Annotated in this window: 25 protein-coding genes; 15 read left to right on the forward strand and 10 right to left on the reverse strand. The window is 72.8% G+C overall.

The window, feature by feature from the left end:
* Positions 1-219: 219 nt before the first annotated feature.
* The gene (locus ACFC1R_RS00330; protein ID WP_375930319.1) at positions 220-1,053 is read left to right on the forward strand and encodes a purine-nucleoside phosphorylase; all 834 of its coding nucleotides are present in this window, start codon (positions 220-222) and stop codon (positions 1,051-1,053) included.
* 292 nt (positions 1,054-1,345) lie between these two features.
* Complete coding sequence (locus ACFC1R_RS00335; RefSeq protein ID WP_375930322.1) at positions 1,346-3,049, forward strand: phospho-sugar mutase; 1,704 nt, start codon at positions 1,346-1,348, stop codon at positions 3,047-3,049.
* A 318-nt stretch (positions 3,050-3,367) separates the two neighbouring features.
* On the opposite strand, the gene ACFC1R_RS00340 is transcribed toward ACFC1R_RS00335, so the two are convergent.
* Positions 3,368-4,057, reverse strand: a complete 690-nt coding sequence (locus ACFC1R_RS00340; protein ID WP_375930325.1) for a PH domain-containing protein — start codon at positions 4,055-4,057, stop codon at positions 3,368-3,370.
* Between the two features lie 407 nt (positions 4,058-4,464).
* Between ACFC1R_RS00340 and deoC the strand changes: the two genes are divergently transcribed.
* From deoC to ACFC1R_RS00365, 5 genes are all read left to right on the forward strand, one after another.
* Positions 4,465-5,451, forward strand: coding sequence for a deoxyribose-phosphate aldolase (gene deoC, locus ACFC1R_RS00345; RefSeq protein ID WP_375930328.1), 987 nt, complete (start codon positions 4,465-4,467; stop codon positions 5,449-5,451).
* Between the two features lie 4 nt (positions 5,452-5,455).
* Complete coding sequence (locus ACFC1R_RS00350) at positions 5,456-6,937, forward strand: aldehyde dehydrogenase family protein (protein ID WP_375930331.1); 1,482 nt, start codon at positions 5,456-5,458, stop codon at positions 6,935-6,937.
* Positions 6,930-7,832, forward strand: a complete 903-nt coding sequence (locus ACFC1R_RS00355; protein ID WP_375930333.1) for an aldehyde dehydrogenase family protein — start codon at positions 6,930-6,932, stop codon at positions 7,830-7,832. Before ACFC1R_RS00350 ends, ACFC1R_RS00355 begins: the two co-directional genes overlap by 8 nt.
* Positions 7,833-8,064: 232 nt before the next feature.
* Complete coding sequence (locus ACFC1R_RS00360; RefSeq protein WP_375930336.1) at positions 8,065-8,457, forward strand: hypothetical protein; 393 nt, start codon at positions 8,065-8,067, stop codon at positions 8,455-8,457.
* Positions 8,458-8,532: 75 nt separating this feature from the next.
* Positions 8,533-9,174 carry an ATP-binding protein gene (locus ACFC1R_RS00365; RefSeq protein ID WP_375930338.1) on the forward strand — a complete coding sequence of 214 codons (642 nt, stop codon included), beginning with the start codon at positions 8,533-8,535 and terminating at the stop codon, positions 9,172-9,174.
* An 88-nt stretch (positions 9,175-9,262) separates the two neighbouring features.
* Here the strand turns inward: ACFC1R_RS00365 and lysA are convergent, their stop codons facing one another.
* Positions 9,263-10,555: a diaminopimelate decarboxylase gene (gene lysA / locus ACFC1R_RS00370; RefSeq protein WP_375930341.1), complete on the reverse strand. Its 1,293-nt coding sequence runs from the start codon at positions 10,553-10,555 to the stop codon at positions 9,263-9,265.
* 139 nt (positions 10,556-10,694) lie between these two features.
* Here lysA and ACFC1R_RS00375 point away from each other — a divergent pair, with 139 nt between their 5' ends.
* Positions 10,695-11,936, forward strand: a complete 1,242-nt coding sequence (locus tag ACFC1R_RS00375) for a PucR family transcriptional regulator (protein WP_375930344.1) — start codon at positions 10,695-10,697, stop codon at positions 11,934-11,936.
* A gap of 308 nt (positions 11,937-12,244) precedes the next feature.
* Here ACFC1R_RS00375 and ACFC1R_RS00380 read toward each other — a convergent pair whose 3' ends face one another.
* On the reverse strand, positions 12,245-13,198 hold the full coding sequence (locus ACFC1R_RS00380; RefSeq protein ID WP_375930347.1) for a SigE family RNA polymerase sigma factor: 954 nt from the start codon (positions 13,196-13,198) through the stop codon (positions 12,245-12,247).
* Between the two features lie 276 nt (positions 13,199-13,474).
* Here ACFC1R_RS00380 and ACFC1R_RS00385 point away from each other — a divergent pair, with 276 nt between their 5' ends.
* The 5 genes from ACFC1R_RS00385 to ACFC1R_RS00405 all read left to right on the forward strand — a co-directional run bounded on the left by ACFC1R_RS00385 (position 13,475) and on the right by ACFC1R_RS00405 (position 17,354).
* Positions 13,475-14,158 carry a response regulator transcription factor gene (locus ACFC1R_RS00385; protein ID WP_045305896.1) on the forward strand — a complete coding sequence of 228 codons (684 nt, stop codon included), beginning with the start codon at positions 13,475-13,477 and terminating at the stop codon, positions 14,156-14,158.
* A 71-nt stretch (positions 14,159-14,229) separates the two neighbouring features.
* Entirely contained in the window at positions 14,230-15,816 is a 1,587-nt protein-coding gene (locus ACFC1R_RS00390) for an ATP-binding protein (RefSeq protein ID WP_375930350.1), read from the forward strand.
* Positions 15,813-16,172: a hypothetical protein gene (locus tag ACFC1R_RS00395; RefSeq protein WP_375930353.1), complete on the forward strand. Its 360-nt coding sequence runs from the start codon at positions 15,813-15,815 to the stop codon at positions 16,170-16,172. Before ACFC1R_RS00390 ends, ACFC1R_RS00395 begins: the two co-directional genes overlap by 4 nt.
* Positions 16,173-16,480: 308 nt before the next feature.
* A complete protein-coding gene (locus tag ACFC1R_RS00400; RefSeq protein ID WP_375930356.1) occupies positions 16,481-17,020 on the forward strand; it encodes a VanZ family protein in 540 nt (179 codons plus the stop codon).
* 151 nt (positions 17,021-17,171) lie between these two features.
* Positions 17,172-17,354 carry a PspC domain-containing protein gene (locus ACFC1R_RS00405; RefSeq protein WP_375930359.1) on the forward strand — a complete coding sequence of 61 codons (183 nt, stop codon included), beginning with the start codon at positions 17,172-17,174 and terminating at the stop codon, positions 17,352-17,354.
* Positions 17,355-17,514: 160 nt separating this feature from the next.
* On the opposite strand, the gene ACFC1R_RS00410 is transcribed toward ACFC1R_RS00405, so the two are convergent.
* The 3 genes from ACFC1R_RS00410 to ACFC1R_RS00420 all read right to left on the reverse strand — a co-directional run bounded on the left by ACFC1R_RS00410 (position 17,515) and on the right by ACFC1R_RS00420 (position 20,463).
* The gene (locus ACFC1R_RS00410; RefSeq protein WP_375930362.1) at positions 17,515-17,913 is read right to left on the reverse strand and encodes a hypothetical protein; all 399 of its coding nucleotides are present in this window, start codon (positions 17,911-17,913) and stop codon (positions 17,515-17,517) included.
* Positions 17,914-18,188: 275 nt separating this feature from the next.
* Entirely contained in the window at positions 18,189-19,337 is a 1,149-nt protein-coding gene (locus ACFC1R_RS00415) for an adenosine deaminase (RefSeq protein WP_375930364.1), read from the reverse strand.
* 169 nt (positions 19,338-19,506) lie between these two features.
* A complete protein-coding gene (locus ACFC1R_RS00420; protein ID WP_375930367.1) occupies positions 19,507-20,463 on the reverse strand; it encodes a LysR family transcriptional regulator in 957 nt (318 codons plus the stop codon).
* 62 nt (positions 20,464-20,525) lie between these two features.
* Here ACFC1R_RS00420 and ACFC1R_RS00425 point away from each other — a divergent pair, with 62 nt between their 5' ends.
* Together ACFC1R_RS00425 and ACFC1R_RS00430 are read left to right on the forward strand one after the other, a co-directional pair.
* Positions 20,526-21,890 (forward strand): MFS transporter, encoded by a 1,365-nt coding sequence (locus ACFC1R_RS00425; RefSeq protein WP_375930370.1) that lies wholly within the window; start codon positions 20,526-20,528, stop codon positions 21,888-21,890.
* Positions 21,887-22,441: a Uma2 family endonuclease gene (locus tag ACFC1R_RS00430; protein ID WP_375930373.1), complete on the forward strand. Its 555-nt coding sequence runs from the start codon at positions 21,887-21,889 to the stop codon at positions 22,439-22,441. The genes ACFC1R_RS00425 and ACFC1R_RS00430 overlap by 4 nt, the downstream gene beginning before the upstream one ends.
* Before the next feature lie 31 nt (positions 22,442-22,472).
* Here the strand turns inward: ACFC1R_RS00430 and ACFC1R_RS00435 are convergent, their stop codons facing one another.
* From ACFC1R_RS00435 to ACFC1R_RS00450, 4 genes are all read right to left on the reverse strand, one after another.
* Positions 22,473-23,756 (reverse strand): thymidine phosphorylase, encoded by a 1,284-nt coding sequence (locus ACFC1R_RS00435; RefSeq protein WP_375930376.1) that lies wholly within the window; start codon positions 23,754-23,756, stop codon positions 22,473-22,475.
* A 172-nt stretch (positions 23,757-23,928) separates the two neighbouring features.
* On the reverse strand, positions 23,929-24,324 hold the full coding sequence (locus tag ACFC1R_RS00440) for a cytidine deaminase (RefSeq protein WP_375930379.1): 396 nt from the start codon (positions 24,322-24,324) through the stop codon (positions 23,929-23,931).
* Positions 24,321-25,589 carry an ABC transporter permease gene (locus tag ACFC1R_RS00445; RefSeq protein WP_375930382.1) on the reverse strand — a complete coding sequence of 423 codons (1,269 nt, stop codon included), beginning with the start codon at positions 25,587-25,589 and terminating at the stop codon, positions 24,321-24,323. The genes ACFC1R_RS00440 and ACFC1R_RS00445 overlap by 4 nt, the downstream gene beginning before the upstream one ends.
* Positions 25,586-26,737: an ABC transporter permease gene (locus ACFC1R_RS00450; RefSeq protein ID WP_375930385.1), complete on the reverse strand. Its 1,152-nt coding sequence runs from the start codon at positions 26,735-26,737 to the stop codon at positions 25,586-25,588. Before ACFC1R_RS00450 ends, ACFC1R_RS00445 begins: the two co-directional genes overlap by 4 nt.
* Positions 26,738-26,740: the final 3 nt, after the last annotated feature.

Genomic DNA, 26,740 nt, shown 5'->3' on the forward strand with positions numbered 1-26,740 from the left:
GCCCGGCGCCCGGGGGCGTCCGAGTCCCCTGACGCCCCCCGGGGGCCGACTTCCGGGGCCCAGGGGGCGCCCGGGACCCCGGGCGTTCGGACCTTCCGACAGCCGCCGGGGCCGGAAACCGGCCCCGGCCTGTCGTTTCGGGTCAACCGGGTAACAATCCGGCATGGCTTGGGCCGACTGTCTACGCGCGTAGGCGAATCTTTGTCTATCCTCGGCGATGTGAACGCAACTCCTCAGTCGGTCGTCTCCGCCGACCCCTACGCCGCCGCCCAGGCCGCCGCTGCGCGCCTGCGCGAGCTGACCGGTGCCGAGCGCCACGACTTCGCCCTGGTGATGGGCTCCGGCTGGGTGCCGGCCGCCGACGCGCTGGGTGACCCGTCGGCTCCGGGCAACTTCGAGTTCCCCATCACCGAGCTCCCCGGCTTCCCGGCTCCCAAGGTCGCGGGGCACTCCGGCAACATCCGGTCCGTCAAGATCGGCGACAAGCGCGCCCTGATCTTCCTCGGCCGCAACCACTACTACGAGGGCTACGGCGTGGCCACCGTGGTCCACGGCGTCCGCACCGCGGCCGCCGCGGGCTGCGAGGTCATCGTGCTGACCAACGGCTGCGGCGGTCTCCGCCAGGGCTGGACGCCCGGCCAGCCGGTCCTGATCAGCGACCACATCAACCTGACCGCGGACTCCCCGATCGTCGGCGCCAACTTCGTCGACCTGACGGACCTGTACTCGCCGCGCCTGCGCGAGCTCTGCCGCGAGGTGGACCCGTCGCTGGACGAGGCCGTCTACGTCCAGTTCCGCGGCCCGCACTACGAGACCCCGGCCGAGGTCAACATGGCCCGGGTGCTCGGCGGCGAGCTGGTCGGCATGTCCACCACCCTGGAGGCCATCGCCGCCCGCGAGGCCGGCGCCGAGGTGCTCGGCATCTCCCTGGTCACCAACCTGGCCGCCGGCATGACCGGCGAGCCGCTCAACCACGCCGAGGTGCTGGAGGCCGGCAAGGCCAGCGCCGAGCGGATGGGCGCGCTGCTGGCCAAGGTCCTTGAGCGGATCTGAGCCCGAGCTGACGCAGAATCAGTAGACAGGGGCCGTCGGAGCGACGACGGATGACCGATGACGGATTTCAGAATCTGTCACCTGTTGTCCGCCATCGGTCCGACGGCCTTGTGTCGACCGATCCTGAACTCCCTCCACCCGGATCCCGTCCGACCCGGATCTCCAACCGGAGCCCCAACCGGACCTCCGGCCGGGACCTCACCTCCACCCGGATCTCCCTCCGACCCCGCCCCGGTCCTGGGCCCCGCAGCGTCCCGGACCCCACCGACCCTCAGATGGAGCTGGCAGAGCTATGGCGCAGGCATCCACCACCGACCTCCTCGCCCGGGCACGGACCTGGCTCGCCGAGGACCCCGACCCGCAGACCCGCGAGGAACTGACCGCCCTGCTGGCCGCCGCCGAAGGCCCCGACGCCGAGAGCGAGGAGCGCATCGCCTGGTCCAGGCTGGCCGAACGCTTCGACGGCCGTCTCCAGTTCGGCACCGCGGGCCTGCGCGGTGAACTCGGCGCCGGTCCCATGCGGATGAACCGCGCCGTGGTGATCCGCGCCGCCGCCGGCCTCGCCGCCTACGTCAAGAAGCAGCAGCTCGGCGACCTCGTGGTGATCGGCTACGACGCCCGCCACAAGTCGTACGACTTCGCCCGCGACACCGCCGCCGTGATGGTGGGCGCCGGACTGCGCGCCGCCCTGCTGCCGCGCCCACTGCCCACCCCGGTCCTGGCCTTCGCGATCCGCCACCTCGGCGCCGCCGCCGGTGTCACCGTCACCGCCAGCCACAACCCGCCGCAGGACAACGGCTACAAGGTCTACCTGGGCGACGGCTCGCAGATCGTCCCGCCCGCCGACGCCGGTATCGCCGACGAGATCGACGCCATCGCCTCGCTCACCGACGTCCCGCGCGCCGAGAGCGGCTGGGAGGTGCTCGGCGAGGACGTCATCGAGGCGTACCTCGACCGCGCCGTCACCACCGTCGACGCCGACGGCGCCCGCGACCTGGACGTCGTCTACACCCCGCTGCACGGCGTCGGCCGGGACGTCCTGCTGTCCGCCTTCGCCAAGGCCGGGTTCCCCGCGCCCACCGTGGTCGCCGAACAGGCCGAGCCGGACCCCGACTTCCCGACCGTGGCCTTCCCCAACCCGGAGGAGCCGGGCGCGATGGACCTCGCGTTCCGCACCGCCGCCGCGGTCGGCCCGGACATCATCATCGCCAACGACCCGGACGCCGACCGCTGCGCCGTGGCCGTCCCGGACCGCGGCAACGGTGCCAACGGCGGCTGGCGGATGCTGCGCGGCGACGAGGTGGGCGTGCTGCTCGGCGAGGCCCTGGTCGCCAAGAAGGCCGTCGGCACCTTCGCCACCACCATCGTCTCCTCCACCCTGCTGGGCCGGATCGCCGCCGCAGCCGGGCTGGACTACGCCGAGACGCTGACCGGCTTCAAGTGGATCGCCCGCGCCGACGGTCTGCGCTACGGCTACGAGGAGGCGCTCGGGTACTGCGTCGACCCGTCGGGCGTCCGGGACAAGGACGGCATCACCGCCGCCCTGCTGGTCGCCGAGCTCGCCGCAACCCTCAAGCAGTCCGGCCGCACCCTCAGCGACCTGCTGGACGACCTGGCGCTGGCACACGGCCTGCACGCCACCGACCAGCTCTCGGTCCGGGTGCAGGACCTGTCGCTGATCGCCAACGCGATGCAGCGCCTGCGCGAGCAGCCGCCGACCGTCCTGGCCGGGCTGCAGGTCACCCGGGCCGACGACCTGACCGCCGGCTCCGCCGACCTGCCGCCCACCGACGGCCTGCGCTACTACCTGGCCGGCGAGGGCGTGCGGTCGGCCCGGATCGTCGTCCGCCCGTCCGGCACCGAGCCCAAGCTGAAGTGCTACCTGGAGGTCGTCCTGCCGGTCGCCACCGCCACCGAACTCGGCGGGGCCCGCGAGCGGGCCGCCGCCGTCCTGGACGCCATCAAGCGCGACCTCGCCGCAGCCGCCGGCATCTGATCGACCGACCGCACCGAACCGGCGTCAGACACCGATCGGTGTGCGGCCGGTGTGCGGCAGGCGAACGGGCCCGGTGCTCCGATCTCCTCGATCGGAGCACCGGGCCCGTTCGCGTCACGGGGGCCCGGAGGCCGGTCCCGAGCGGCCACCGCCAGGTCACGGCCCGCTGCCGGATCACGGCGAGCCGACGGCTCGGGCTCGGCCCCGGGGGGCGCGGACTCGGTTCCCGGGTCAGGGCCGACCCCAGCCCGGGGTCACGGCCGAGCCCGGGGCACAGCAGGCGTTCAGGTCCGGCAGGCGTTCAGGTCCGGCAGGCGCTCAGGTCACGGCGATCAGCGTGACGAAGGCGACCAGGCCGACCAGCGTGGGCGCGATGATCCACCAGCACCAGCGGACCGCGACCGGGCCGACCGCGTCGGGGCGGCCCGCATTGCGCTCGGCGATCTCCTGCAGGGTGTCGACCACCTGGTCCGACCACGCACGGGTCGGGTCCGAGTCGCCCTGCCGCAGCCCGCGCCGCGACTGGGCGGGCTGACCGAAGGTGCGCGTCCGGTCCGAGAACGCCTCGGCGGCGGCGCCGGCCGCCCTGTTCGCCGCCCGGTTGGCCCGCTTGCGCTGGCGGAGCGACACCGGGACGGCCCAGACCTGGTACTTCTTCCCGGCGGCCAGCAGCTCCACCGAGTACCCGGCCCGCAGCGCGTCGACCGAAGCCCACGGCGCCTCCACGGTCCGCAGCGGGTTGCGGACGAGCAGCCGCCGTTCGTTCGCGTACACGACGGGACGCAGTGTGTACGCGATCACCGGAAGGGCGAAGACCGGGGCGGCGGCGAGCGCGATCCACGGGGTGCGGCCGGTGCCGGTCACGATGGCGTCGACGATCAGCCACCCGGCGACGGCGAGCAGCAGTACGCCGGAGATGACGCCGGGGACGGAGCGGTAGACGCGGTCGGCGTACTTCTCCTCGGGTGCGGCGCTGCCCGGGTCGGGCGTGCCGTCGGATTCGGTCATGGGGACGATTCTGCCCCATGGGAACCGGGTTCCCCATGGGCCTGACATCACGAAATGCGGACGCTCTCACACCCGCACCGGCCTGCACGGACGAGCCGCCGACCGCCCTGCCGGCCCCGGGAGCACCGACGGCACCACCGATGCCGACACCGACAGCGCTGACAGTCGGCGGCCGGCGGCCTGCCGACCCTCGCACGCCCCACGCACTGCCCTCGCGCCCCCAGGGCCGCCGCAGAGTCGCTCCGAAGTCGCTCCGAAGTCGCTCCGAAGTCGCTCCGAAGTCGCTCCGAAGCCGCCCCGCACCCGCCCCAGAAGCGCCCGGCGGCCGCCGCAGGTCTCGGTCCCGCATCGATAAGGGGCCCTCCCTAGCACGTGACTACGCGCGTAGATATGCTGCCCTTGTGACCATGTCCACTGTTGCAGCCAACGCCCTCGGCGCTGCGGGCGGCGGCCTTCAGGACGTTGCGGCGTCCGAGGCCTCGCTCCGTCGCTTCCTGCACGGCCTGCCCGGCGTCGACGCCGTCGGCCTGGAAGCCCGCGCCGCCTCCCTCGGTACCCGTTCGATCAAGACCACGGCCAAGGCGTACGCCATCGACCTGGCCATCTCGATGATCGACCTGACCACGCTGGAAGGCGCGGACACGGTCGGCAAGGTGCGCGCGCTGTGCACCAAGGGCCGGAACCCCGACCCGAGCGATCCGACCGCTCCCCGCGTCGCCGCGATCTGTGTCTACCCGGACATGGTCGCCACCGCGAAGGCCGCGCTGAAGGGGACCGACATCCAGGTCGCCTCCGTCGCCACCGCGTTCCCGGCCGGGCGCGCCGCGCTCCCGGTCAAGCTGGCCGACACCGCCGACGCGGTCGCGGCCGGTGCCGACGAGATCGACATGGTGATCGACCGTGGCGCCTTCCTCTCCGGCCGCTACCTCGACGTCTACAACGAGATCGTCGCCGTCAAGGAGGCGTGCAAGCGCCCGGACGGCACCTCCGCCCACCTCAAGGTGATCTTCGAGACCGGTGAGCTGCAGACGTACGACAACGTGCGCCGCGCCTCCTGGCTGGCCATGCTGGCCGGGGCCGACTTCATCAAGACCTCCACCGGCAAGGTCGCGGTCAACGCCACTCCCCCGGTGACGCTGCTGATGCTCGAAGCCGTCCGCGACTTCAAGGCGCTGACCGGCATCCAGGTCGGCGTGAAGCCCGCTGGTGGCATCAAGACCACCAAGGACGCCATGAAGTACCTGGTGATGGTCAACGAGACCCTGGGTGACGACTGGCTGACCCCGCACTGGTTCCGCTTCGGCGCCTCCAGCCTGCTGAACGACCTGCTGATGCAGCGTCAGAAGCTGACCACCGGCCGGTACTCCGGTCCCGACTACGTGACGGTGGACTGAGACCATGGCCAAGAACAACAAGAAGGCGGAAGAGACCGTGAGCCCCAAGGGCCGCCTCTTCGAGTACGCCCCCGCCCCCGAGTCCCCCGCCGCCGCGGGCGACATCGCGACCTCGTACGGCCACTTCATCGGCGGCGAGTTCGTGGACTCCAGCGGCAGCGAGGCGCTGAAGACCGTCAACCCGGCCACCGAGCAGGTCCTGGCCGAGTTCGCGCAGGGTACGGACGAGGACGTCGACCGCGCGGTCGCCGCCGCCCGCAAGGCGTTCACCGACTGGTCGGCACTGCCGGGCAGCGAGCGCGCCAAGTACCTGTTCCGGATCGCCCGGATCATCCAGGAGCGTTCGCGCGAGCTGGCCGTGCTGGAGTCGATCGACAACGGCAAGCCGATCCGCGAGACCCGCGACTTCGACCTCCCGATGGTCGCCGCGCACTTCTTCTACTACGCGGGCTGGGCCGACAAGCTGGACTTCGCCGGCTACGGCGCCAACCCGCGGCCTCTGGGCGTGGCCGGCCAGGTCATCCCGTGGAACTTCCCGCTGATGATGCTGGCGTGGAAGATCGCTCCCGCGCTCGCCACCGGCAACACCGTGGTCCTCAAGCCCGCCGAGACCACCCCGCTGACCGCACTGCGCTTCGCCGAGATCTGCCGTCAGGCCGGTCTGCCCAAGGGCGTCGTCAACATCGTCACCGGTGACGGCCGCACCGGCGCCGCGCTGACCTCCCACCCGGACGTCAACAAGGTCGCCTTCACCGGCTCGACCCCGGTCGGCCGGGCGATCGCCAAGCAGGTGGCCGGCACCCGCAAGAAGCTCTCCCTCGAACTCGGCGGCAAGGCCGCGAACATCGTCTTCGAGGACGCGCCGCTCGACCAGGCCGTCGAGGGCATCGTCAACGGCATCTTCTTCAACCAGGGCCACGTCTGCTGCGCCGGCAGCCGGCTGCTGGTCCAGGAATCCATCCAGGACGAGCTGCTGGACGCCCTGAAGCGCCGGATGGCCACCCTGCGGGTCGGCGACCCGCTGGACAAGAACACCGACATCGGCGCGATCAACTCGGCCGCCCAGCTGGCCCGGATCACCGAGCTGTCCGCCATCGGCGAGGCCGAGGGCGCCGAGCGCTGGGCCCCGGACTGCGAACTCCCCTCCGCCGGCTACTGGTTCCGCCCGACCCTGTTCACCGGGGTCAGCCAGGCGCACCGGATCGCCCGCGAGGAGGTCTTCGGCCCGGTGCTCTCGGTGCTGACCTTCCGCACGCCCACCGAGGCCGTGGAGAAGGCCAACAACACCCAGTTCGGCCTCTCCGCCGGTATCTGGACCGAGAAGGGCTCGCGCATCCTGTGGATGGCGAACCAGCTCAAGGCCGGTGTGGTGTGGGCGAACACCTTCAACAAGTTCGACCCGACCTCGCCGTTCGGCGGCTACAAGGAGTCGGGCTACGGCCGCGAGGGTGGCCGCCACGGTCTGGAGGCCTACCTCGATGTCTGAGCTCAGCACGCGACTTGACGTCTTCAAGACCTACAAGCTGTACGTCGGCGGGAAGTTCCCGCGCTCCGAGAGCGGGCGGGTGTACGAGGTGACGGACAGCAAGGGCCAGTGGCTCGCCAACGCCCCGCTCGGCACCCGCAAGGACACCCGGGACGCCGTCCTCGCCGCCCGCGCGGCGGTCAAGGGCTGGTCGGGCACCACCGCGTACAACCGCGGCCAGGTCCTCTACCGCGTCGCCGAGATGCTGCAGGGCCGCCGCGAGCAGTTCGCCGCCGAGGTGGCCACCGCCGAGGGCATCGGCAGCAAGAAGGCCGCCGCCCTGGTGGACGCCGCGATCGACCGCTGGGTCTGGTACGCGGGCTGGACGGACAAGGTGGCGCAGATCGCGGGCGGGGCCAACCCGGTCGCCGGTCCGTACTTCAACCTGTCCACCCCCGAACCGACCGGTGTGGTCGGCGTCGTGGCGCCGCAGTCCGGGTACGGGTTCTCGTTCCTCGGCCTGGTCTCGGCGATCGCCCCGGTGATCGCCACCGGCAACACGGTCGTGGTGGCCGCCGCCGCCGACGCCCCGCTGCCGGCGCTCTCGCTGGGCGAGGTGCTGGCCACCTCCGACCTGCCGGGCGGCGTGGTCAACGTGATCTCCGGCCGTACCGCCGACATCGCGCCCACCCTCGCCTCGCACCAGGACGTGAACGGGCTCGACCTCTCCGGCGCGATCGCCGCCGAAGGCCCGGGCTCCGCCACCGAGCTGGAGGCCGCGGCCGCCGAGACCCTCAAGCGGGTGCTCCGCCCGGCGGTCGACCCGACCGCCCTGGACTGGACCAACGCGCCCGGAACCGAGCGGCTACTCTCGTTCCTGGAGACCAAGACGGTCTGGCACCCGATGGGTATCTGACCGCACCACGGACCGGCCGTCCCCAGCGCCCCACTCCCCCCAGGGGCCCGGACGAGCCGTAGACGGACCCGCACCTCTCCCCCCCTGGTGCGGGTCCGTCGTCTTGTGGGCCCGGCCGACCGCCGGGTGCGCCCGCCGCCCGCCGGGGTGGAACCCGCCGATCGGCGGGCAACCAGGACCGCGCACCGGCGGTCCTCCCTCACAGAAGTCCGCGACCGTGGGGAGAGCAGCTGTGTGGGAGATCCTGGCCGACCTTGCCGTGCTGATGGGGGACGGGCCGCTGCGGGCGCTGCGGGCCCGCCGGGCGCAGCGGCGGTTGGCGGCCGGACTCCCGGTCCGCATCCCGTGCTCCGTCCGCTCCGAGCGCCCCGGCTGGCCGCCCCAGTACACCGGCGGCAGTCTGCTGTTCACCCCGGCCAGGGCCACCGCTGCCTTCGGCTCGCGGCGGTACCCGTACCTGGAGTTCGAGCCCGGCGGCGAGTTCTTCGACCCCGAACCGGACACCTGGTACGACCACGACTGGGCCGCCACCGTCTACCAGCCGCCCGGTGCCGGGGCCGCCGTGAACATCCAGGTGCACACCCGCTACCTGGGCTCCGTCCGGCTGGCGCTGGGCAACGGCTGAGCCGTACGCCGGAGACCAAGAGGTGACGTACGCCCGGTTTCGGCATCGGTGCCTGATGCGTCAGACTGGTGTCCCGTGAGTGACTCCCCGCTGAACCAGCCGTCGATACCCCGTGCCCACGTGGTACTGCTCTCCGGGCCCTCCGGTTCGGGCAAGTCCTCACTCGCCGCCAGAGCCGGGCTGCCGGTGCTCCAGCTGGACGACTTCTACAAGGACGGCGACGACCCGACGCTCCCCCTGCTCCCGGACGGCGGGGTGGACTGGGACTCGCCGCTCGCCTGGCACCGCGAGCAGGCGGTGGCGGCGATCCGGCAGCTGGCGGAGAGCGGCCGGGCCGAGGTGCCGGTGTACTCGATCCCGGACAACGGCCGGATCGGCACCCGTACCCTGCACCTCGACGGCGCCCCGGCGTTCATCGCCGAGGGGATCTTCGCCGCCGAGATCGCCGAACAGTGCGCGGCCGAGGAGCTGCTCGGCGACGCGCTCTGCCTGCGCAACCACCCGCTCACCACCGCCTGGCGGCGCCTGCGGCGGGACGTCCGCGAGGGGCGCAAGTCGCTGCCGGTGCTGCTGCGGCGCGGGTGGCGGCTGATGCGTGCCGAGCACGGCATCGTGTCCCGGCAGGTCGGCCTCGGCGCGTACGCCTGCGCCGGACCGGAGGCCGAGCGCCGGGTGCGGACGGTGGCCGCGCGGACGCCTGCGGCGGTCGGGGCCTGAGACACCGCAAGCCGGGCAGCACCGGCCCGGCGCCGCCGCCCGCCCGCCCGGCTGAGGGCGGCGAGCCGACCCGGCGCGAGGAGCCCCCTCACGCCAGGTCCCGCCGCATCAGGTCCTCGTACGTCTCCCGCCGCACCACCGCCCGCGAACGCCCCTCGCCGCAGAACACCACCGGCGGCCGGCGGGCTCCGTTGTAGTTGTTGCTGAGCGCGTAGGTGTAGGCACCGGTGGCCGGTACGGCGATCAGGTCCCCGGGGCGCGGGTCGCGCAGCAGGACGCCGTCGCTGAGCGTGTCGCCGGACTCGCAGTGCCGCCCGACCAGCCGGCACGGCTCGCCGCCGCCGACCCGGGTGGCGACGGTGGCCTCGAACCGCTGGGCGTACAGCGAGACTTCGAGGTTGTCGCCCATACCGCCGTCCACCGCGACGATCGGCTGCTCGCCGTCCTTGACCGTGACCGCCCGGTAGAGCGAGACACCGGTCTCGGCGACCAGCGAGCGGCCGGGCTCGATCAGGATGCGGGCCCCGACGGGCAGCACCCGGCGGGCGGCGGCGACCAGGACGTCCAGGTACTGCTCGATGCTCGGCGGCCGGTCCTGGTAGGTGTAGCGGGAGCCGAGGCCGCCGCCGAGGTCGTACACCGCGAACTCGCCCAGCTCCGCGACCGCCTCGACGGCCCGGGTGAACGGCTCGGTCCGCAGGATCTGCGAACCGACGTGCACGTGGAGGCCGTCCAGCCGCAGCCGGTCGCTGCCGCGCAGCCGCGCGATCGCCTCCCGGGCGCGGGCCGGCGACAGGCCGAACTTCGAGCCCGCCTGGCCGGTGGAGACCGCCGCGTGGGTGTCGGGCCGGATGTCGGGGGTGACCCTGACCAGGACGCCCTGCGCCCGGCCCGGGTGCTCGACGGCGATCTTCTCCAGCCGGTCGATGTCGTCGAAGTTGTCGATCACGATCAGCCCGGCCCCCGCCGACACCGCCAGCCGCAGCTCCTCCTCGGTCTTGGCGTTGCCGTGGACCACCAGCCCGGCCGGGTCGGCCCCGGCGGCCAGCGCCAGGGTCAGCTCGCCGCCACCGGCGACGTCCATGCCCAGGCCCTCCTGGGCCAGCAGCCGGTACACGGCGCTGCAGGGGAAGGCCTTGGACGCGAAGGTCACCCGCGAGTTCGGCCAGCGCGCCGCCAGCCCGTCGGCGTAACGGCGGGCCCGGGTGCGCAGCGCGGTCTCGTCCACCAGCAGGGCCGGGGTGCCGTACCGCTCCGCCAGCTCGGTCACCCGGCAGCCGCCGATGAGCAGCTCGCCGCCCTCGGCGACTGCGGTGCCCTGCGGGAACAGGGTCAGCAGCCGGTTCTGGGCGGATGCTGGCGTGACGGCGCCGAGGGTCATGGCCGGACTTCCTCTCCTGGACGGGGCCGGTGGTGCGTCCGGGTCCGGAGGGTCCCTGCCGGCCGTCGTCCGCTCGTGCCAGCCATGGTGCGGGAGGTCCGGGGCACCGGTCTCTGGCAAAATCGCCTAAGGTTCGGGCATGGAACCGACGGAATCGCCAATGCTCGGCGGGACCAGCGAGGAGCTGTTCGCCCTCGCCAACGCCGTCGCCGCCGTGGTCGGCGGCCCGGTGTCCGTCGAGGACCTGGACCGCCGGGTGCTCGCCTACTCCTCCCTGCCCGACCAGCGGATGGACGAGCTGCGCCGCCGGGGCATCCTGGAGCGCCAGGTGCCGGACACCGCCGAGCGGCCCGCGCAGCAGCGCCAGTACCGCGAGGTGCTGGCCGCCCCCGGAGTGGTCCGGCTCCCTCCGCTGGCCGAGGACGAGCTGCCGCGCGCCGCCGCCGCGATCCGCGCCGGGGACCTGCCGCTCGGCACCCTCTGGGCGATCGAGGGCCCGGACGGCCTCGACCGGTCCGGCGAGCGGGCGCTGCTGGACGGCGCCCGGCTCGCCGCCCTGCACATGCTGCGCCGCCGCAGCGCCGCCGAGCTCGACCTGCACGCCCGTGGGGAGGCGCTGCGCGGCGCGCTCAGCGGGCACTGGTCGGCGGCCGAGGTCAGGTTCAGGCTCGGCTTCTCCGAGCGGACCCGGCCGGTGACCCTGGTCGGCCTGGCCCCGCTGCGCCTGCCCGACCGCGAGCCGCCCGAGCTCACCCGGCTGGCCGCGGTCACCGCCCGGCACTGGTCCGCCGTCCACGCCGAGGCCGCCGTCACCGCGCTCGGCAGCACGGTGTACGCGCTGCTGCCCGAGCTCGCCCCCACCGCCGTGCGGCGGCTGGCGGAGCAGGCCGTGAGCACCGTCGGCCGTTCCCTGGTCAGGGCACCCGGCGAACCCGGCAACACCCCGCTGCGGGCCGCGATCAGCCGCCCCGCCGAGGAGTTGGGCGAGCTGACCGAGCTGCGCGCCGAAGTCGACGACATCCTCCGGGTCACCACGTACGACCGGCAGGCGCCCGGGACCGCCGATCTGACCGAGGTGCACGCCCGGGTCCTGCTGGCCCACTTCGCCGACGAGCTGGCCCGCCGCCCCCGGCTGCGCCACCCCGGTGTGACCGCGATGGTCGAGCACGACCGCGTCCAGCACACCGCCTACGCGGCCAGCACCACCGCGTGGCTGGACGCCGTCGGCAACATCGCCCAGGCGGCCGAACGGCTGTCGGTGCACCCCAACACCCTCAAGTACCGGCTGCGGCGGGCCAGGGAGCTCTTCGGCCTCGACTTGGACCACCCGGACGACCGGCTGTCCTGCTGGCTCCAACTGCGCCTCCAGCAGCGGCAGTAGACCCGGCCGGGACGGCCGCGGGAAGCGCCGGGAACCGGGCGGTCCCGGCGGCCCCCGCCCGCACCGGCTCCTGCGGAGCGGGCCGCACCGCCCGCCGACCCCCTCGGACCGCACGCCCCGTCCCCGTCCCCGTCCCCGCCCCGTCCCGCCCGGTCCCCGCCCCCGGACATGACGGAGGGCCCGGTGCCTCTCCCCGGCACCGGGCCCTCCGCTGGGTCAGACCTCGGGAGCCCCCGTCGGCCGCCGCTCCCCCGAGCCGGCGCCCGCGCCCCTTGACCTGCCCACCCGTCCCCCGACGGGAGTCGCTCTCAGGCGACGAGCTCCCCGAACGCCAGCACGGTGTCACCCGTGCGGTTCAGCTGCTCGTCGTCCCGCAGCCGGCGCAGTGCGCGCCAGATGCTGCTCTTCACCGTGCCGACGCTGATGCCGAGGATGTCGGCGATCTCCGGGTCGGTGCGGCCCTCGTAGTAGCGGAGCACCAGCATGGTCCGCTGGTTCTCCGGCAGCTTGGCCAGCGCCTGCCAGAGCACGGCGCGCAGCTCGGTGCCGCCCATCGCGTCGGTGTCGCCGACCGTCTCCGGCAGCTCCTCGGTCGGGTACTCGTTGACCTTGCGGCGCCGCCAGGCGGAGATGTGCAGGTTGGTCATGGTGCGGCGGAGGTAGCCGCCGACCGCCGCCTTGTCGGTGATCCGGCCCCAGGCGCGGTAGGTGCTGAAGAGCGCGCTCTGCAGCAGGTCCTCGGCCTCGTGCCGGTCACCGGTCAGGTGGTACGCGGTGGCGTACAGCGAGGCACGGCGCTCGCGGACGTACGCGGTGAACTCGGTGATGTGGTCCTCGTCGGCCGGCGCGGTGGCCGGCGCGGCGACCGCTGCGACCGGCTGGACCTTCTCCACGGTGGGGAGGCGGAGCACCGTGGCCCCGGTGGCGGCGGTGCGACCGGTCGGCTCCCCCGAACCGAGACCGGCCGCAACGCCGTTGCCCGTTGCACTCCCCTGACCCGTCACGCGGACGGGGAGGACTCCCCGCAGCGTGAGGGTCGAACCGGCGTCGGCCGCAGTCCCCCGGTGGCCGACCCCGAACAGGTCCCCCGACCTGTTCCCGCCGCCGATGCGGCGGGTCCCGGTGCTGTGTGCGCACCCCCGTACGATCACGGCACCGGAAGTCTCGTCCGTCCGCACCTCGAAGCGTGTCCTGGCGGCGACTGCCGACGAACGCGCGTTTCGGACGGCCGCGGTGCTGCGGGTCTTGAGCGTGGCGTTCATCGTGACACCCCCATGATCGGTACGAGCGGTTCGCTGTCCACCGCCGCGCTCCGGGCCGTTCGGGCCGGGGCGTTGCTGCGGCGACATGGAAAATCCTGCCTGCCGGTCGTCATGGCGCTGTCCGCCGACTGTCACAGGGCTGTCACAGCGGGCGGGACTTTGGTCCACACATCCTCCGCACCAGCCTGGACGCCGACGGGTCACGTTCCGGTTCCCATCCCCGGCGGCCGTGACACGGCAGGTGATTCGGTGCGCCGAGTGAGCCAGAATGAGCCCGTGCCATACCTCCTTCTGATCGAGGACGACGACGCCATCCGGACCGGCCTCGAACTCGCCCTCACCCGCCAGGGTCACCGCGTGGTGACGGCCGCCTCCGGAGAGGACGGCCTGAAGCTCTTCAAGGAGCAGCGTCCGGACCTGATCGTGCTGGACGTGATGCTGCCCGGAATCGACGGCTTCGAAGTCTGCCGCCGGATCCGCCGCACCGACCAGCTGCCGATCATCCTGCTGACCGCGCGCTCGGACGACATCGACGTCGTGGTCGGCCTGGAGTCCGGCGCGGACGACTACGTGGTGAAGCCGGTGCAGCCCCGGGTGCTGGACGCCCGGATCCGCGCGGTGCTGCGCCGCGGCGAACGGGAGAACTCGGACTCCTCGGCGTACGGCAGCGTGGTGATCGACCGCTCGGCGATGACCGTCACCAAGGACGGCCAGGACCTCCAGCTCACGCCCACCGAGCTGCGGCTGCTGCTCGAACTGAGCCGCCGCCCCGGCCAGGCGCTGTCCCGCCAGCAACTGCTGCGGCTGGTCTGGGAGCACGACTACCTGGGCGACTCCCGGCTGGTGGACGCCTGCGTGCAGCGGCTGCGGGCCAAGGTGGAGGATGTACCTTCGGCGCCGACCCTGATCCGCACGGTGCGCGGGGTGGGTTACCGTCTCGACCCGCCGAACCAGCCCTGAGGGGCGTCCGCGAGACTGTCTGACGGGCCGTCGGCGGCCCGGCCCTGAGCGACCATTGGTGAGAACCCCTGTTGACTGTTGACCCTCATACCCCGCGCCGCCCGCGCCCCTGGCGATGGCGGCAGTTGCGTTCGCTGCGGGTGCGGCTGATCGCGGTGTTCGCCGTCGTCGCGCTGTGCACCGCCGTCTCGGCCTCCGGGATCGCGTACTGGCTCAACCGCGACGCGGTGCTCAAGCGCGCCCAGGACACCGCGCTGAACGACTTCCGGGTCTCCCTCACCCGCAACGTCTCCGAGCTGCCGCTGAACGCCAGTTGCCCGCAACTGACCAACCTGGCGAACCTGGTGGCCACCTCCGGCCTCAACTACCAGGTGGTGGTGGTCGACGAGAACCAGCCCGACTGCGCCGCCTCGTCCGCTCCCGCCAACTTCACGCTCGCCCAGGTGCCGCAGCCGCTGCGCACCGCGGTGGCCAAGCCGCGCGAGGTCGGCCCGGGCAACCCGTACGCGTACCACCTGTACTGGCAGCGGGTGAACCTGGACGGGAAGCCGTACGTGGTCGGCGGCACGAGGGTGGCGCCGAGCGGGCCGACGGCGTACATGTTCAAGTCGCTGGAGAACGAGCGGGCCGACCTGAACACCCTGGGCTGGTCGCTGGCGATCGCCACCCTGCTCGCGCTGATCGGCTCCGCGCTGCTGGCGCAGGCCGCCTCGGCCACGGTGCTGCGGCCGGTGAAGCGCCTCGGCGAGGCGGCCAGGCAGCTCGGCGAGGGCAAGCTGGACACCCGGCTCGACGTCGAGGGCGGCGACGAACTCGCCGACCTGGCAAGAACGTTCAACCTGGCAGCGGCGTCGCTCGCCGAGCAGGTCGAGGAGTTGAGCGCACGCGAGGCGCAGAGCCGGCGGTTCGTCGCCGACATGTCGCACGAGCTGCGCACACCGCTGACCGCGATGACGGCCGTGACGGACATCCTGGAGGACGAGGCCGAGCTGCTCGACCCGATGATCGAGCCGGCCGTCCGCCTGGTGGTCAGCGAGACCCGGCGGCTCTCCGACCTGGTCGAGAACCTGATGGAGGTGACCCGCTTCGACGCCGGCACCGCCAAGCTGGTCGCGGACGAGATGGACATCGCCGACCTGATCATGTCCTGCATCGACGGCCGGGCCTGGTACGACGCGGTCGAGGTGGACGCCCCGCGCGGGATCCTCGCGGTGGTCGACCCGCGCCGCCTGGACGTGGTCTTCGCCAACCTGATCGGCAACGCCCTCAAGCACGGCGGCTCGCCGGTGCGGGTGAAGGTCCGCCAGGCCGGCCGGACCGTGGTGGTCGAGGTCTCCGACAGCGGCCCCGGCATTCCGCAGGACGTGCTGCCGCACGTCTTCGACCGCTTCTACAAGGCCGACAAGGGCCGGGCCCGCTCCGAGGGCAGCGGGCTCGGGCTGTCCATCGCGATGGCCAACGCACAGATCCACGGCGGCACCATCACCGCCGCCAACGGCGAGGTCGGCGCGGTCTTCACGCTGACCCTGCCGCTCACCCCGGGCGGCCCGCTGGACGGCGCCGCGGAGCAGGACCCGGCCTCCGTGCCGGTCCCGTCCGCGGACGGGGCTCCGACCGCGCAGCAGGCCAAGGCGGCCGATCAGGAAGGTGCCCAGTGAACGTACGCAGGACCGCGGCGGCGGCCGCACTGCTGGCCGCCGTCCTGGCGGCTGCGACGGGCTGCGGCATCCGGCCGACCGCCGTGCCCGTCGACGCGGGTGCCCCGGCCAGCCGGACGGCCTGCCCCAACCCGTACACGATTCCGACGGCGGTGCTGGCGCCGACACCGAGCACCGGTCCGCTGCCCTCCGCGGCGGCCTCCGGATCGCCCTCCCCGTCGGCCGGGGTCCCTTCGGCCGGCGCACCGAGTGCGACGGCGAGTGCGACGGCGAGCGTCACAGCGGGCACCTCGGCGAAGGGTCCCAGCAGTGTGTTCAGCGCGATTCCCTCGCCCGAGGCGTCGCACTGCCCGTGAACGGGTTACCCGAAACCAGCGCACCGGGGCGCGGAACCACGGACGACGGCCCCGGCGTCCTCCCCCGCGTGCAGCGAGATGGCACCACCACGCGCCACGAGCGCGGGACCGGCGTACGGGCCGGGAGCAGCCCCACCGACAGGGCGTACGCTCCGCCGTACACGCCGGGGTCCTCCCAGTCCGCGCCCCCACAACAGCCGAAGGACGCGCCGCCGGGCGGATCGTCCGACCAGCCGCGGCCCCCGGGCACCCGGGGACCGGACCCCCGGCCCGGGGTCTCCCCCCGGGCGCAGCGGATCTCCCTGACCGTGCTCGCCGCCTACCTGGTGCTGGTCGGATGGCTCGTCCTGCGACCGGTGACGGCCGGGTGGACCTACCCGGCCAACCTGACCCCCTTCGCCTCGGTGGGGCAGGCGCTGGCCGTCGGCGGACTCGCCGGCGCCCGGCAGCTGGCCGCCGGACTGCTGCCGCTCGCACCGCTCGGCGTCCTGCTCCCGCTCGCCGGCGGCCGGCTGCGGACCGGCTGGCTGCCGTCCTTCCTGCACACCTCGGGCGGTGCGGCACTGCTGGCCACCGCACTGGAGATCCTCAAGGGCTGGACGCCGGGGCACGTCCTCAACGTCGACAACATCCTGCTGGGCACGCTCGGCGTCGCCGCCACCCACCTGGCCTTCGTCCCGACCGGCCGGTCCGTACTGCGCCGACGGGCCGCCGAGGCGCCGGCCGCAGCAGCCGCGCCGAGGCCCTCGAACGCGCCGACGCCCGGCACCGCCCCGGCACTGCAGCCGACCACGGTCCCCACCCCGCTGGGCGCCGCCCACCGGCCGGTTCTCAGGGGCCACCCCTGAACCGACCCTGAGCCCCCGCCGGGCCGCCCCGGTGAGAGTTCAGGGGGTCGGATCAGCATCGCGGCCGACGCTCCGGACAGCCGCAGATCCGAAGATTGAGTCATGCCCGCCGGAGAGACCGGGACCGGGCCGAAAGACTTCGGAGAGCTCCATGAGCGTGCTTGCCCGTCCTCGCCACAACCGCGTCATCGCCGGTGTCTGCGCCGGGATCGCCGACCGCTTCGGCCTCTCCCCGTGGACCGTCCGCACCATCTTCCTGGTCTCCTGCCTGCTGCCCGGCCCGCAGTTCCTGATCTACCTGGCCCTGTGGCTGCTGCTCCCGCAGGAGCCGTGAACCGGCCACCACCAGGACCGCTCCCGGCACCACAACGCCCCGAAGGGCCGCCTGTCCAGGCGGCCCTTCGGGGCGTTCGGGCGTGCGGAGTGCCCGGGTCGGGGGTCGCGGCGCCGCAGCGGGCACCGCCGGGGAACCGCGCTCGCGCGGTCCGGCCGGGTCAGCCGGGGATGCCGCCGGGCAGGGCGCCGGTGAGGGTGCCGACACCGGGCAGCTTGCTCAGACCCTCCGCACCCGGGACCGGGAGGCCGGCACGGGTCGCCGCCTTGGTGGCGGCGGCCGGGGCCTGCGGGTCAGCGTCGGCGGCAGGGGCCGCGGGGGCCAGCGAGGAGCCGACACCGGAGTTGAGGTTGCCGACCGCCTCGGTGACCGGGGCAGCCGCCGGAAGCTTGCCGGTCGCGCTGGTGGCGGCACCGGTGAGCGCGTCGGAGTGGCTCAGCGCGCTGGTCGGGAGCCCGAGCCCACCGCCGGTGGCGGCGGAGGCGGAACCGGCGGCCGCCGCCGCGAGCGCGACGCCGAGCGCCGCGGTTCCGGCAGCCTTCAGAGTGGCCTGCTTCATCAGTTGGTCCTCGGTCCTCGTCGGTGGCCGGTGCGCGGGTGCGCCCGGGGGCACTCACCGCTACACCGCGTCAGCAGTGACTGGCCCACCGTAGTGACAAGGTTCCGGGAGGTACAACGACCGTTAACTCACAGGAGTGACCAGTCGGATGAACGCGGGGCCCCGGCGACGGTCCCGCGCCCATCCGACCGCCTGTCAGACGCCGTTTCGGGCACTCCGGGGCCGCGTCAACACCCGACGCCGCCCCGGGAGACCTCCCGGGCGCCGGTCCACCGTCAGACGCCGGTGCTGAACAGCCACTCGGACTTGAGCTCGGCGTAGCCGGGCTTGATCACGTCGCTGATCATCGCGAGCCGCTCGTCGAACGGCAGGAAGGCCGACTTCATCGCGTTCACGGTGAACCACTCCAGGTCGCCCAGGGTGTAGCCGAACGCCTCGACCAGGTGCCCGAACTCGCGGCTCATGCTGGTGCCGCTCATCAGCCGGTTGTCGGTGTTGACGGTGACCCGGAACTTCAGCCGGCTGAGCAGGCCGATCGGGTGCTCGGCGTACGAGGTCGCGGCAGCCGTCTGCAGGTTGGAGGTCGGGCACATCTCCAGCGGGACGCGCTTGTCCCGCACGTACGCGGCCAGGCGGCCCAGCTCGACCCGGCCGTCGTCGTGGACGGTGATGTCGTCGATGATGCGCACACCGTGGCCGAGCCGGTCGGCGCCGCAGCACTGCAGGGCCTCCCAGATCGACGGCAGGCCGAAGGCCTCACCGGCGTGGATGGTGAAGTGGTTGTTCTCGCCCTTGAGGTAGTCGAAGGCGGCCTGGTGGCGGGTGGGGGGGTACCCGGCCTCGGCGCCGGCGATGTCGAAGCCGACCACGCCCTGGTCGCGGAAACGGTTGGCCAGCTCGGCGATCTCCTGCGAGCGGGCGGCGTGGCGCATCGCGGTGAGCAGGGCGCCGACCCGGATCCGGTGACCGTTGGCACGGGCGTTGGCCTCGCCGAGGCGGAAGCCCTCGTTGACCGCCTCGACCACCTCGTCGAGGGTGAGGCCGGCCTCCAGGTGCTGCTCGGGGGCGTACCGGACCTCGGCGTACACGACGCCGTCGGCAGCCAGGTCCTCGGCACAGTCCGCGGCGACCCGGATCAGCGCCTCACGGGTCTGCATCACGGCGCAAGTGTGGGCGAAGGTCTCCAGGTAGCGGACCAGCGAGCCGGAGTCGGCGGCCTCGCGGAACCACTCGCCGAGCTTGGCGGGGTCGGTGGTCGGGAGCCCCTCGTAGCCGCAGGCGGCTGCCAGCTCGACGATGGTCTGAGGACGCAGCCCGCCGTCGAGGTGGTCGTGCAGGAGCACCTTCGGGGCACGGGCGATCTGGTCGGCGGTGGGAATGCGGGGGCCTGTGGTGCCCGCAGCGACAGGGATCTGCTTCTCCATTGCGGGAGTGTAGCCCCTACGCGCGTAGATTTACTATGCCGATCACTCGGACGGCGCAAGAGGATCACCCTTCGACATCCGCAGGGCGGGCGAACGGGTGCTCAGGGGGCGCGCGAAGCTGTGCACGGGCGCAGGGCACCGGGCACGCGCCCCCGGCCGACCGGCCCGGCTAGTCGTGGTCGAGCAGCCGCCCGCGCCGGGAGCGGACGAAGTCCAGGAACGCCGCCACCGGCGGCGTCAGCGGGCGGCCGGTCACCCAGGCCAGGCCGATCGCCCGGCGGGTCCGGGGCGCGGTCACCTCCAGTTCGACCACGCCGGGGCGCGGCACCAGCCCCGGCGGCAGCAGTGCCACCCCGAGCCCGGCGGCGACCAGCCCGCGCAGCGTCTCCGCCTCCTCCCCCTCGAAGGCGATCCGGGGCGAGAACCCGGCCTCCGCACAGAACGCGTCGGTGATCGAGCGCAGCCCGTACCCCTCCTCCACCGCGACGAACGGTTCGTCGGCCACCTCGGCCAGCCGGATCCGGCGCCGTCCGGCGAGCCGGTGGTCGGACGGGACCACCAGGTACAGCCGCTGCTCGTCCAGCGGGCAGGCCGTGAGGTCGGGCGCGTTCGGCAGCGGCGCGACCAGGCACAGGTCCAGCTCGCCCGCACGCAGTCGCTCCAGCATCGCCGCGACGTAGTCCTGCACCAGCTGGAACCGCACCTGCGGGTGCTCCACCCGGAAGCCGCGCAGCAGCGCCGGCACCGCGTCGGTCCCCATGGTGTGCAGGAAGCCGAACGCCACCCGCCCGGTCACCGGGTCCGTCTCCGCGCGGGCCTGCTCGACACCGCGCTCCAGCTCGCTCAGCGCCCGCTCCACCGAGCCGAGCAGCAAGCGGCCCGCCCTGGTCAGCCGGACCGTACGGCCCTGACGGGCCAACAGGTCCAGGCCCAGTTCGGCCTCCAGCCGGGCCACCGCCCGGGAGAGCGTCGGCTGCGGCATACCCAGCAGCTGCGCCGCCTGGGTCACGTGCTCCAGCCTGGCGACCGCCGCGAACTGGGCCAACTGCGGTGCCAGCGGGGCGACGGCCGAGTCCTGGCCGAGTTCGGCGGGGCGCAACGGCTGCGAACTGCTCTCATGCGTCACGGCATCGATTCTGCGCCATTCATGTATTGGACGCATCAGGCGAGCGGTCCTACGTTCGAACCATGTCGCCTGCCAGTACGGGGGCATCCGCAGCAGCACGACCGGGTGCCCGTCCCCAGTCAGTTCCCGCCGAGCCGGCCGCCGCCGCGCCCGGGTCCCATGACGCCCACGCCGCCCCCGCCGCCCCGGACCGGGTCCGGGGCCAGGACCTGCGCCACCGCCCCGGCGAGCGCGGGTTCCGCCGGGCCAACCTGGCACTGTTCGCGGCCGGGATCGCCACCTTCGTCCTGCTGTACTCCACCCAGGGCCTGCTGCCCGTCCTCTCCGCCGACCTCGACCTCACGCCGGGCCAGGCGAGTTGGACCGCCTCCGCAGCCACCCTCGGACTGGCCCTGGCCCTGCTCCCGGCCAGTGCCCTCTCCGACCGCTTCGGGCGCACCGCCGTGATGACGGCCTCCACCGTGGCCGCGTCCGTCCTCGCCCTGGCGCTGCCGTTCGCGCCGGACCTCTCCACCCTGGTGGTCCTGCGGGTGCTCCAGGGCGCCGCGCTGGCCGGGCTGCCCGCGACCGCGATGGCCTACCTCGCCGAGGAGGTCCACCCGGGTGCGCTGGCTTCCGCGATGGGTCTGTACGTGGCGGGGAACAGCATCGGCGGCATGGGGGGACGCCTGGTCTCCGGCTGGGCGGCCGCCGCCTGGGGCTGGCGCTGGGGCCTCGCCGCCTCGGCCGTGCTGGCCCTGCTCGCCACCCTGGCCTTCCGCGTGCTCATCCCGGCCGCCCGCAACTTCCGCCGCTCCCCGGTGGATCCGCGCGCGCTCGGCCGTACGGTGTCGGCCCATCTGCGCAACCCGCTGCTGCTGCGGCTGTACGCGCTCGGGCTGCTCTTCATGGCCGTCTTCGGCGCGGTCTACAACACCGTCGGCTACCGGCTCATCGCCGCGCCCTTCCACCTGCCGGAGTCGGTGGCCGCCTCGATCTTCGTGGTGTACCTGGTCGGCACCGCCACCTCGGCCGGGGCGGGACGCCTCGCCGGACGCCTCGGCCGACGCGGCGCCCTGTACGCGGCGATCGGCACCACCACCGCCGGGCTCCTGCTCTCCCTCGCCGACTCGCTGGTCTGCGCGCTGCTCGGCCTGGTCCTGATCACCGCCGGGTTCTTCGCGGGCCACGCCACCGCCTCGTCCTCGGTCGGCCGCACCGCCACCCACGGCCGCGCCCAGGCCTCCGCGCTCTACCTGATCGCCTACTACCTCGGCAACAGCCTCGGCGGCACCATCGGCGCCGACGAGTACCACTCCACCGGGTGGACCGGAGCAGCGGCCGTCGGCCTCGCCGCCATGGCCGCAGCCGTCGGCATCACGCTGTACGCGACCCGGCAGGCGAGCGCCGTCCGGCGGGCGGCCGCCGTCGATACACTCCGGGCATGAGCACCGATCCGGCTGTGTACGCCCGCCTGCGGGAGATCGCCGGACACCTGCCGCAGATCCCCGGGATCAGCAAGGTGGAGATCGCCGACGGCCAGATCGTCATGATGATGTCGCCGGTCAGGCGGCACGAACTGGCAGTGATCCGAATCGCCCGACAGCTGAACGCCCAGCTGCCGGGCACCCACCCCGGGTACGTCGCACACCCGGGCGCCGACCTCGAGGATGTCGGGCTGGGCCGGCTCCGCTGCCCGGACCTGATGGTCTTCGCCGAGAAGGCGATGGAGGAGCAACAGCCTGCTCTGCTGCCGCACGAAGTGCTGCTGGTCGTCGAGGTCGTCTCCAAGTCCAACCCCGGGAACGACTACGAGAACAAGGTCCGCGACTACGCGGCCATGGGCATCCCGCTCTACCTGCTGGTCGACCCGCGCAAGGGCACGGGCATCGTGCACGACCAGCCGAACTACGCCTCCCGCAGGGACTTCGCGTTCGGCGACACCGTCGCCGTCGGCCCGTGGACGATCGACACCGGTGTCCTGCTGACGTACGCCTGACCGCGGCGCACGTCGGCAGGACACCGAGGGATCACGCGATGCGGTCCAGCACGATCGGGTTCGGGGTGAAGGCCGTACCGGCCGGGGAGACCCCGATGCCGTCCTTCAGGGCCTCGATCGCGTAGTCGTAGCGCTCGGGGGTGTCGGTGTGCAGGGTCAGCAGCGGCTGGCCCGCCGTGACCGTGTCACCGGGCTTGGCGTGCATCTCGACACCGGCACCGGCCTGCACCGGGTCCTCCTTGCGGGCGCGGCCCGCACCCAGGCGCCAGGCGCAGACGCCCACGGCGTAGGCGTCCAGCTCGGTGAGCACACCGGAGGCGGGGGCCGTGATGACGTGCTGCTCGCGGGCGACCGGGAGCGGGGCGTCGACGTCGCCGCCCTGGGCGGTGATCATGCGGCGCCAGTGGTCCATCGCGGAACCGTCGCGCAGCGCGTCCGCCGGGTCCTTGCCCTGCACGCCCGCCGCGGCGAGCATCTCCCGGGCCAGCGCGATGGTCAGCTCGACCACGTCGGCCGGGCCGCCGCCCGCCAGCACCTCGACGGACTCGCGGACCTCCAGCGCGTTGCCGGCCGTGAGCCCGAGCGGGGTGGACATGTCGGTGAGCAGGGCCACCGTGTTCACACCGGCGTTGGTACCCAGCCCGACCATGGTGCGGGCGAGCTCCTGGGCGTCGGCGAGGTTCTTCATGAAGGCGCCGGAGCCGACCTTGACGTCCAGGACCAGCGCGCCGGTGCCCTCGGCGATCTTCTTGGACATGATCGAGGAGGCGATCAGCGGGATCGCCTCGACGGTGCCGGTGACATCGCGCAGCGCGTACAGCTTCTTGTCGGCGGGGGCGAGGCCGTCGCCCGCCGCGCAGATGACGGCGCCGGTGTCCCGCAGCACGGTCATCATCTCGTCGTTGGAGAGCAGCGCCCGCCAGCCCGGGATGGACTCCAGCTTGTCCAGGGTGCCGCCGGTGTGGCCGAGTCCGCGCCCGGAGAGCTGGGGGACGGCCGCGCCGCAGGCGGCGACCAGCGGGGCCAGCGGCAGCGTGATCTTGTCGCCGACGCCGCCGGTCGAGTGCTTGTCGGAGGTCGGCACGCCCAGCGCGGAGAAGTCCATCCGGACGCCGGAACGGATCATCGCGTCCGTCCAGCGGCTGATCTCGCGGAGGTTCATGCCGTTCAGCAGGATGGCCATGGCCAGGGCGGACATCTGCTCGTCGGCGACCTCGCCACGGGTGTAGGCGTCGATCACCCAGTCGATCTGGGCGTCGGTCAGCTCTCCGCGGTCGCGCTTGGTCCGGATGACGGAGGGGGCGTCCATGGACATGGAATCTCCAAGAGGGTGGGTCAGATGCTCACATGCGATCGGCGACTCGTCTGCGAGGAGTTGCCGCGGGAAACGAGAATCGAAATACCGAGGGTCGAAATACGGAGAGTGCCGCGAAAAGACCGGGTTTCAGTCTTCTCGCGACACTCTACGCGCGTAACAAGAACCGTTGCTAGAGCCGCTCGGGCCCGAATGCGTCCGGCAGGAGCTCCGCCATGGTCTTCACGCCCGTGGGCAGGTCGACCAGCAGTTCGGAGCCGCCGTGCTCGTACAGCAGCTGACGGCAGCGGCCGCACGGCATCAGCAGCTCCCCGGCGCCGTCCACGCAGCTGAACGCCACCAGCCGGCCGCCGCCGGAGGCGTGCAGCGCGGACACCAGGCCGCACTCGGCGCACAGCCCGAGCCCGTACGAGGCGTTCTCCACGTTGCAGCCGATGACGGTGCGGCCGTCGTCGACCAGGGCCGCGGCCCCGACCGGGAACTTGCTGTACGGCGCGTACGCGCGCGACATCGCGTCCCGGGCGGCGGCCCGCAGCTGCTCCCAGTCCGGAGCCCAGGTCGTGGTCACTTGCCCTGGCCCTTGCGGTAGATCTGGCCGTCGGCCTTCGGCGGACGCAGCCGCTGCGAGGCCAGCGCGAGCACCACCAGGGTGATCACGTACGGCGTGGCGACGATCAGCGGGCGCGGCACCGAGTCGGTGGCCACGAACCAGACGGCCATACCGCCCGCCACCACGAAGCTGACGACCGCACCGGTGATCTTGCGGCGGTACAGCTGCCAGAGCGCCATCAGCGCCATGACGACCGCGACCACGATCAGCAGGACGTGCACCGAGTCGGCGTCGCGCAGCTGGAGGCTGTCGGTGAAGCCGAACAGGCCGGCACCGGCGGCCAGGCCGCCCGGCATCCAGTTGCCGAAGATCATCGCGGCGAGACCGATGTAGCCGCGGCCCTGGGTCTGGCCGTCCTTGTAGAAGTGGGCCGCCACCAGCGAGAGGTACGAACCCGCGAGGCCCGCGAAGGCACCGGAGGCGATGACCGCGAGGTACTTGTACTTGTAGACGTTGACACCCAGCGACTCGGCGGCCGTCGGGTTCTCACCGCAGGAGCGCAGGCGCAGCCCGAAGACCGTGCGCCAGAGCACGAAGTAGCTGGCCACGATCAGCGCGGCGGCGAGGAGGATGACCACCGAGAGGTTGGTGGTCACCCCGCCCAGGATGCCCGCGACGTCCGAGACCAGGAACCAGTGGTGGGACTCGATGGTGTCCAGCCAGTGCGACAGCCCCGGCACCGTGAGGTACGGCAGCGGATCGGCGGGCGGGGACTGGTTGGCACCGGCACCGGCGGAGACGTAGTCGGTGTAGTAGATCTTGTTGACGTACGCGCAGATACCGGGGATCAGCAGGTTGATACCGACACCGGAGACGATGTGGTCCACGCCGAAGGTGACGGTGATGACCGCGTGCAGCAGACCGCCGAGCGCGCCACCCGCCATACCGGCGAGCAGACCGAACCAGGGGTTGACCAGGTAGCCGCCCCAGGCACCGCAGAAGGTGCCGGCGACCATCATGCCCTCGAGGCCGATGTTGACCACACCGGCCCGCTCGGACCACAGGCCGCCGAGGCCGGCGAGGGCGATCGGCACGGCCGAGCCGAGGGCGGCGGCGACCTGGCCGGAGGAGGTCAGGCCGTGGTTGCCGGTCAGTATGCCGACCACCGACAGCAGCATGATGACGCCTGCGATCAGCAGCAGCACGACCGGGGCCGTGACCTTGGCCTTCTTGACGGGCGCACTGCCCGGGGTCTTGGGCCGGGCGGCAGTTGCGGTACTCACGCCGAGACCTCCTTCTTGGCGGCCGCGGCGGCCTGAGCGGCAAGTTCCGCGCCGACCTTCTGCTGCTGGCGCTTCAGACCGAAGCGGCGCACCAGCTCGTAGGCGACGACGACACAGATGACGATGACACCCTGCATGACCGTGACGATCTCCTGCGGGTACCCGGCGAACGGCAGCTGGACCGCGGTGACGTCCAGGAAGGCGAACAGCAGCGCCGAGAAGGCGATGCCGATCGGCGAGTTGCGGCCGAGCAGCGCGATGGCGATACCGAGGAAGCCGAGACCGGGCTGGAAGCTCTGACCGTAGAAGTACGAGTTCTGCAGCAGGTCGGGCAGACCGATCAGACCGGCCAGCGCACCGGAGACCAGCATGCTGGTGAGCACCATGCGCTTGACGTTGACGCCCGAGGCGTGGGCGGCGCTCTCCGAGCGGCCGGTGGCACGCAGGTCGAAGCCGAAGCGGGTGCGGGTGAGCACCAGCTGGAAGACCACGCCGACCAGGACGGCGACGAAGATGAAGCCCCAGAGGGGGCCGCCCTGGGTGTTCAGCGTGAAGAAGTGGCTGGAGGCCGAGACCGGGTCGGTCTGGATGGAGTTGCTGGTGCCGCTGGCCTTCGGCGCGAAGACGCCGGGGACGAGCAGCAGGCCGACCACGGCGGTGGCGATGGCGTTCAGCATGATGGTCGAGATGACCTCGCTGACGCCCCGGGTGACCTTCAGGACACCGGCGATGCCGGCCCAGATGGCGCCGACCAGCATGGCGACGATCAGCAGCAGCGGGATCTGGATGAACGAGGGCAGGTTCACCTGGGCGCCGATGAAGGCGGCGAACAGCGCTGCCACCTTGTACTGGCCCTCGGCGCCGATGTTGAACAGGTTCATCCGGAAGCCGAAGGCGACCGCGACACCCGCGAGGTAGTAGGTGGTGGCCCGGTTGAGGGTCAGCACCTGGGCGTCGGACTTGGTGCCGTACGTGAGCATCACGTTGAAGGCGTTGAACGGGTCCTTGCCGGAGATGCCGAGCAGGATGCCGCACAGCAGGACCGAGAGCAGCACGGCCAGCACCGGCGCGGCGAGGCCGAGCAGGATGCGCTCGCCGTCGAAGCGCTTGGCCGCCGGGCGCTTGGCGGTGTCAGGACTACTGGTCATGGG

The sequence above is a fragment of the Kitasatospora sp. NPDC056138 genome, assembly GCF_042264695.1.
Taxonomy (GTDB): Bacteria; Actinomycetota; Actinomycetes; order Streptomycetales; family Streptomycetaceae; genus Kitasatospora.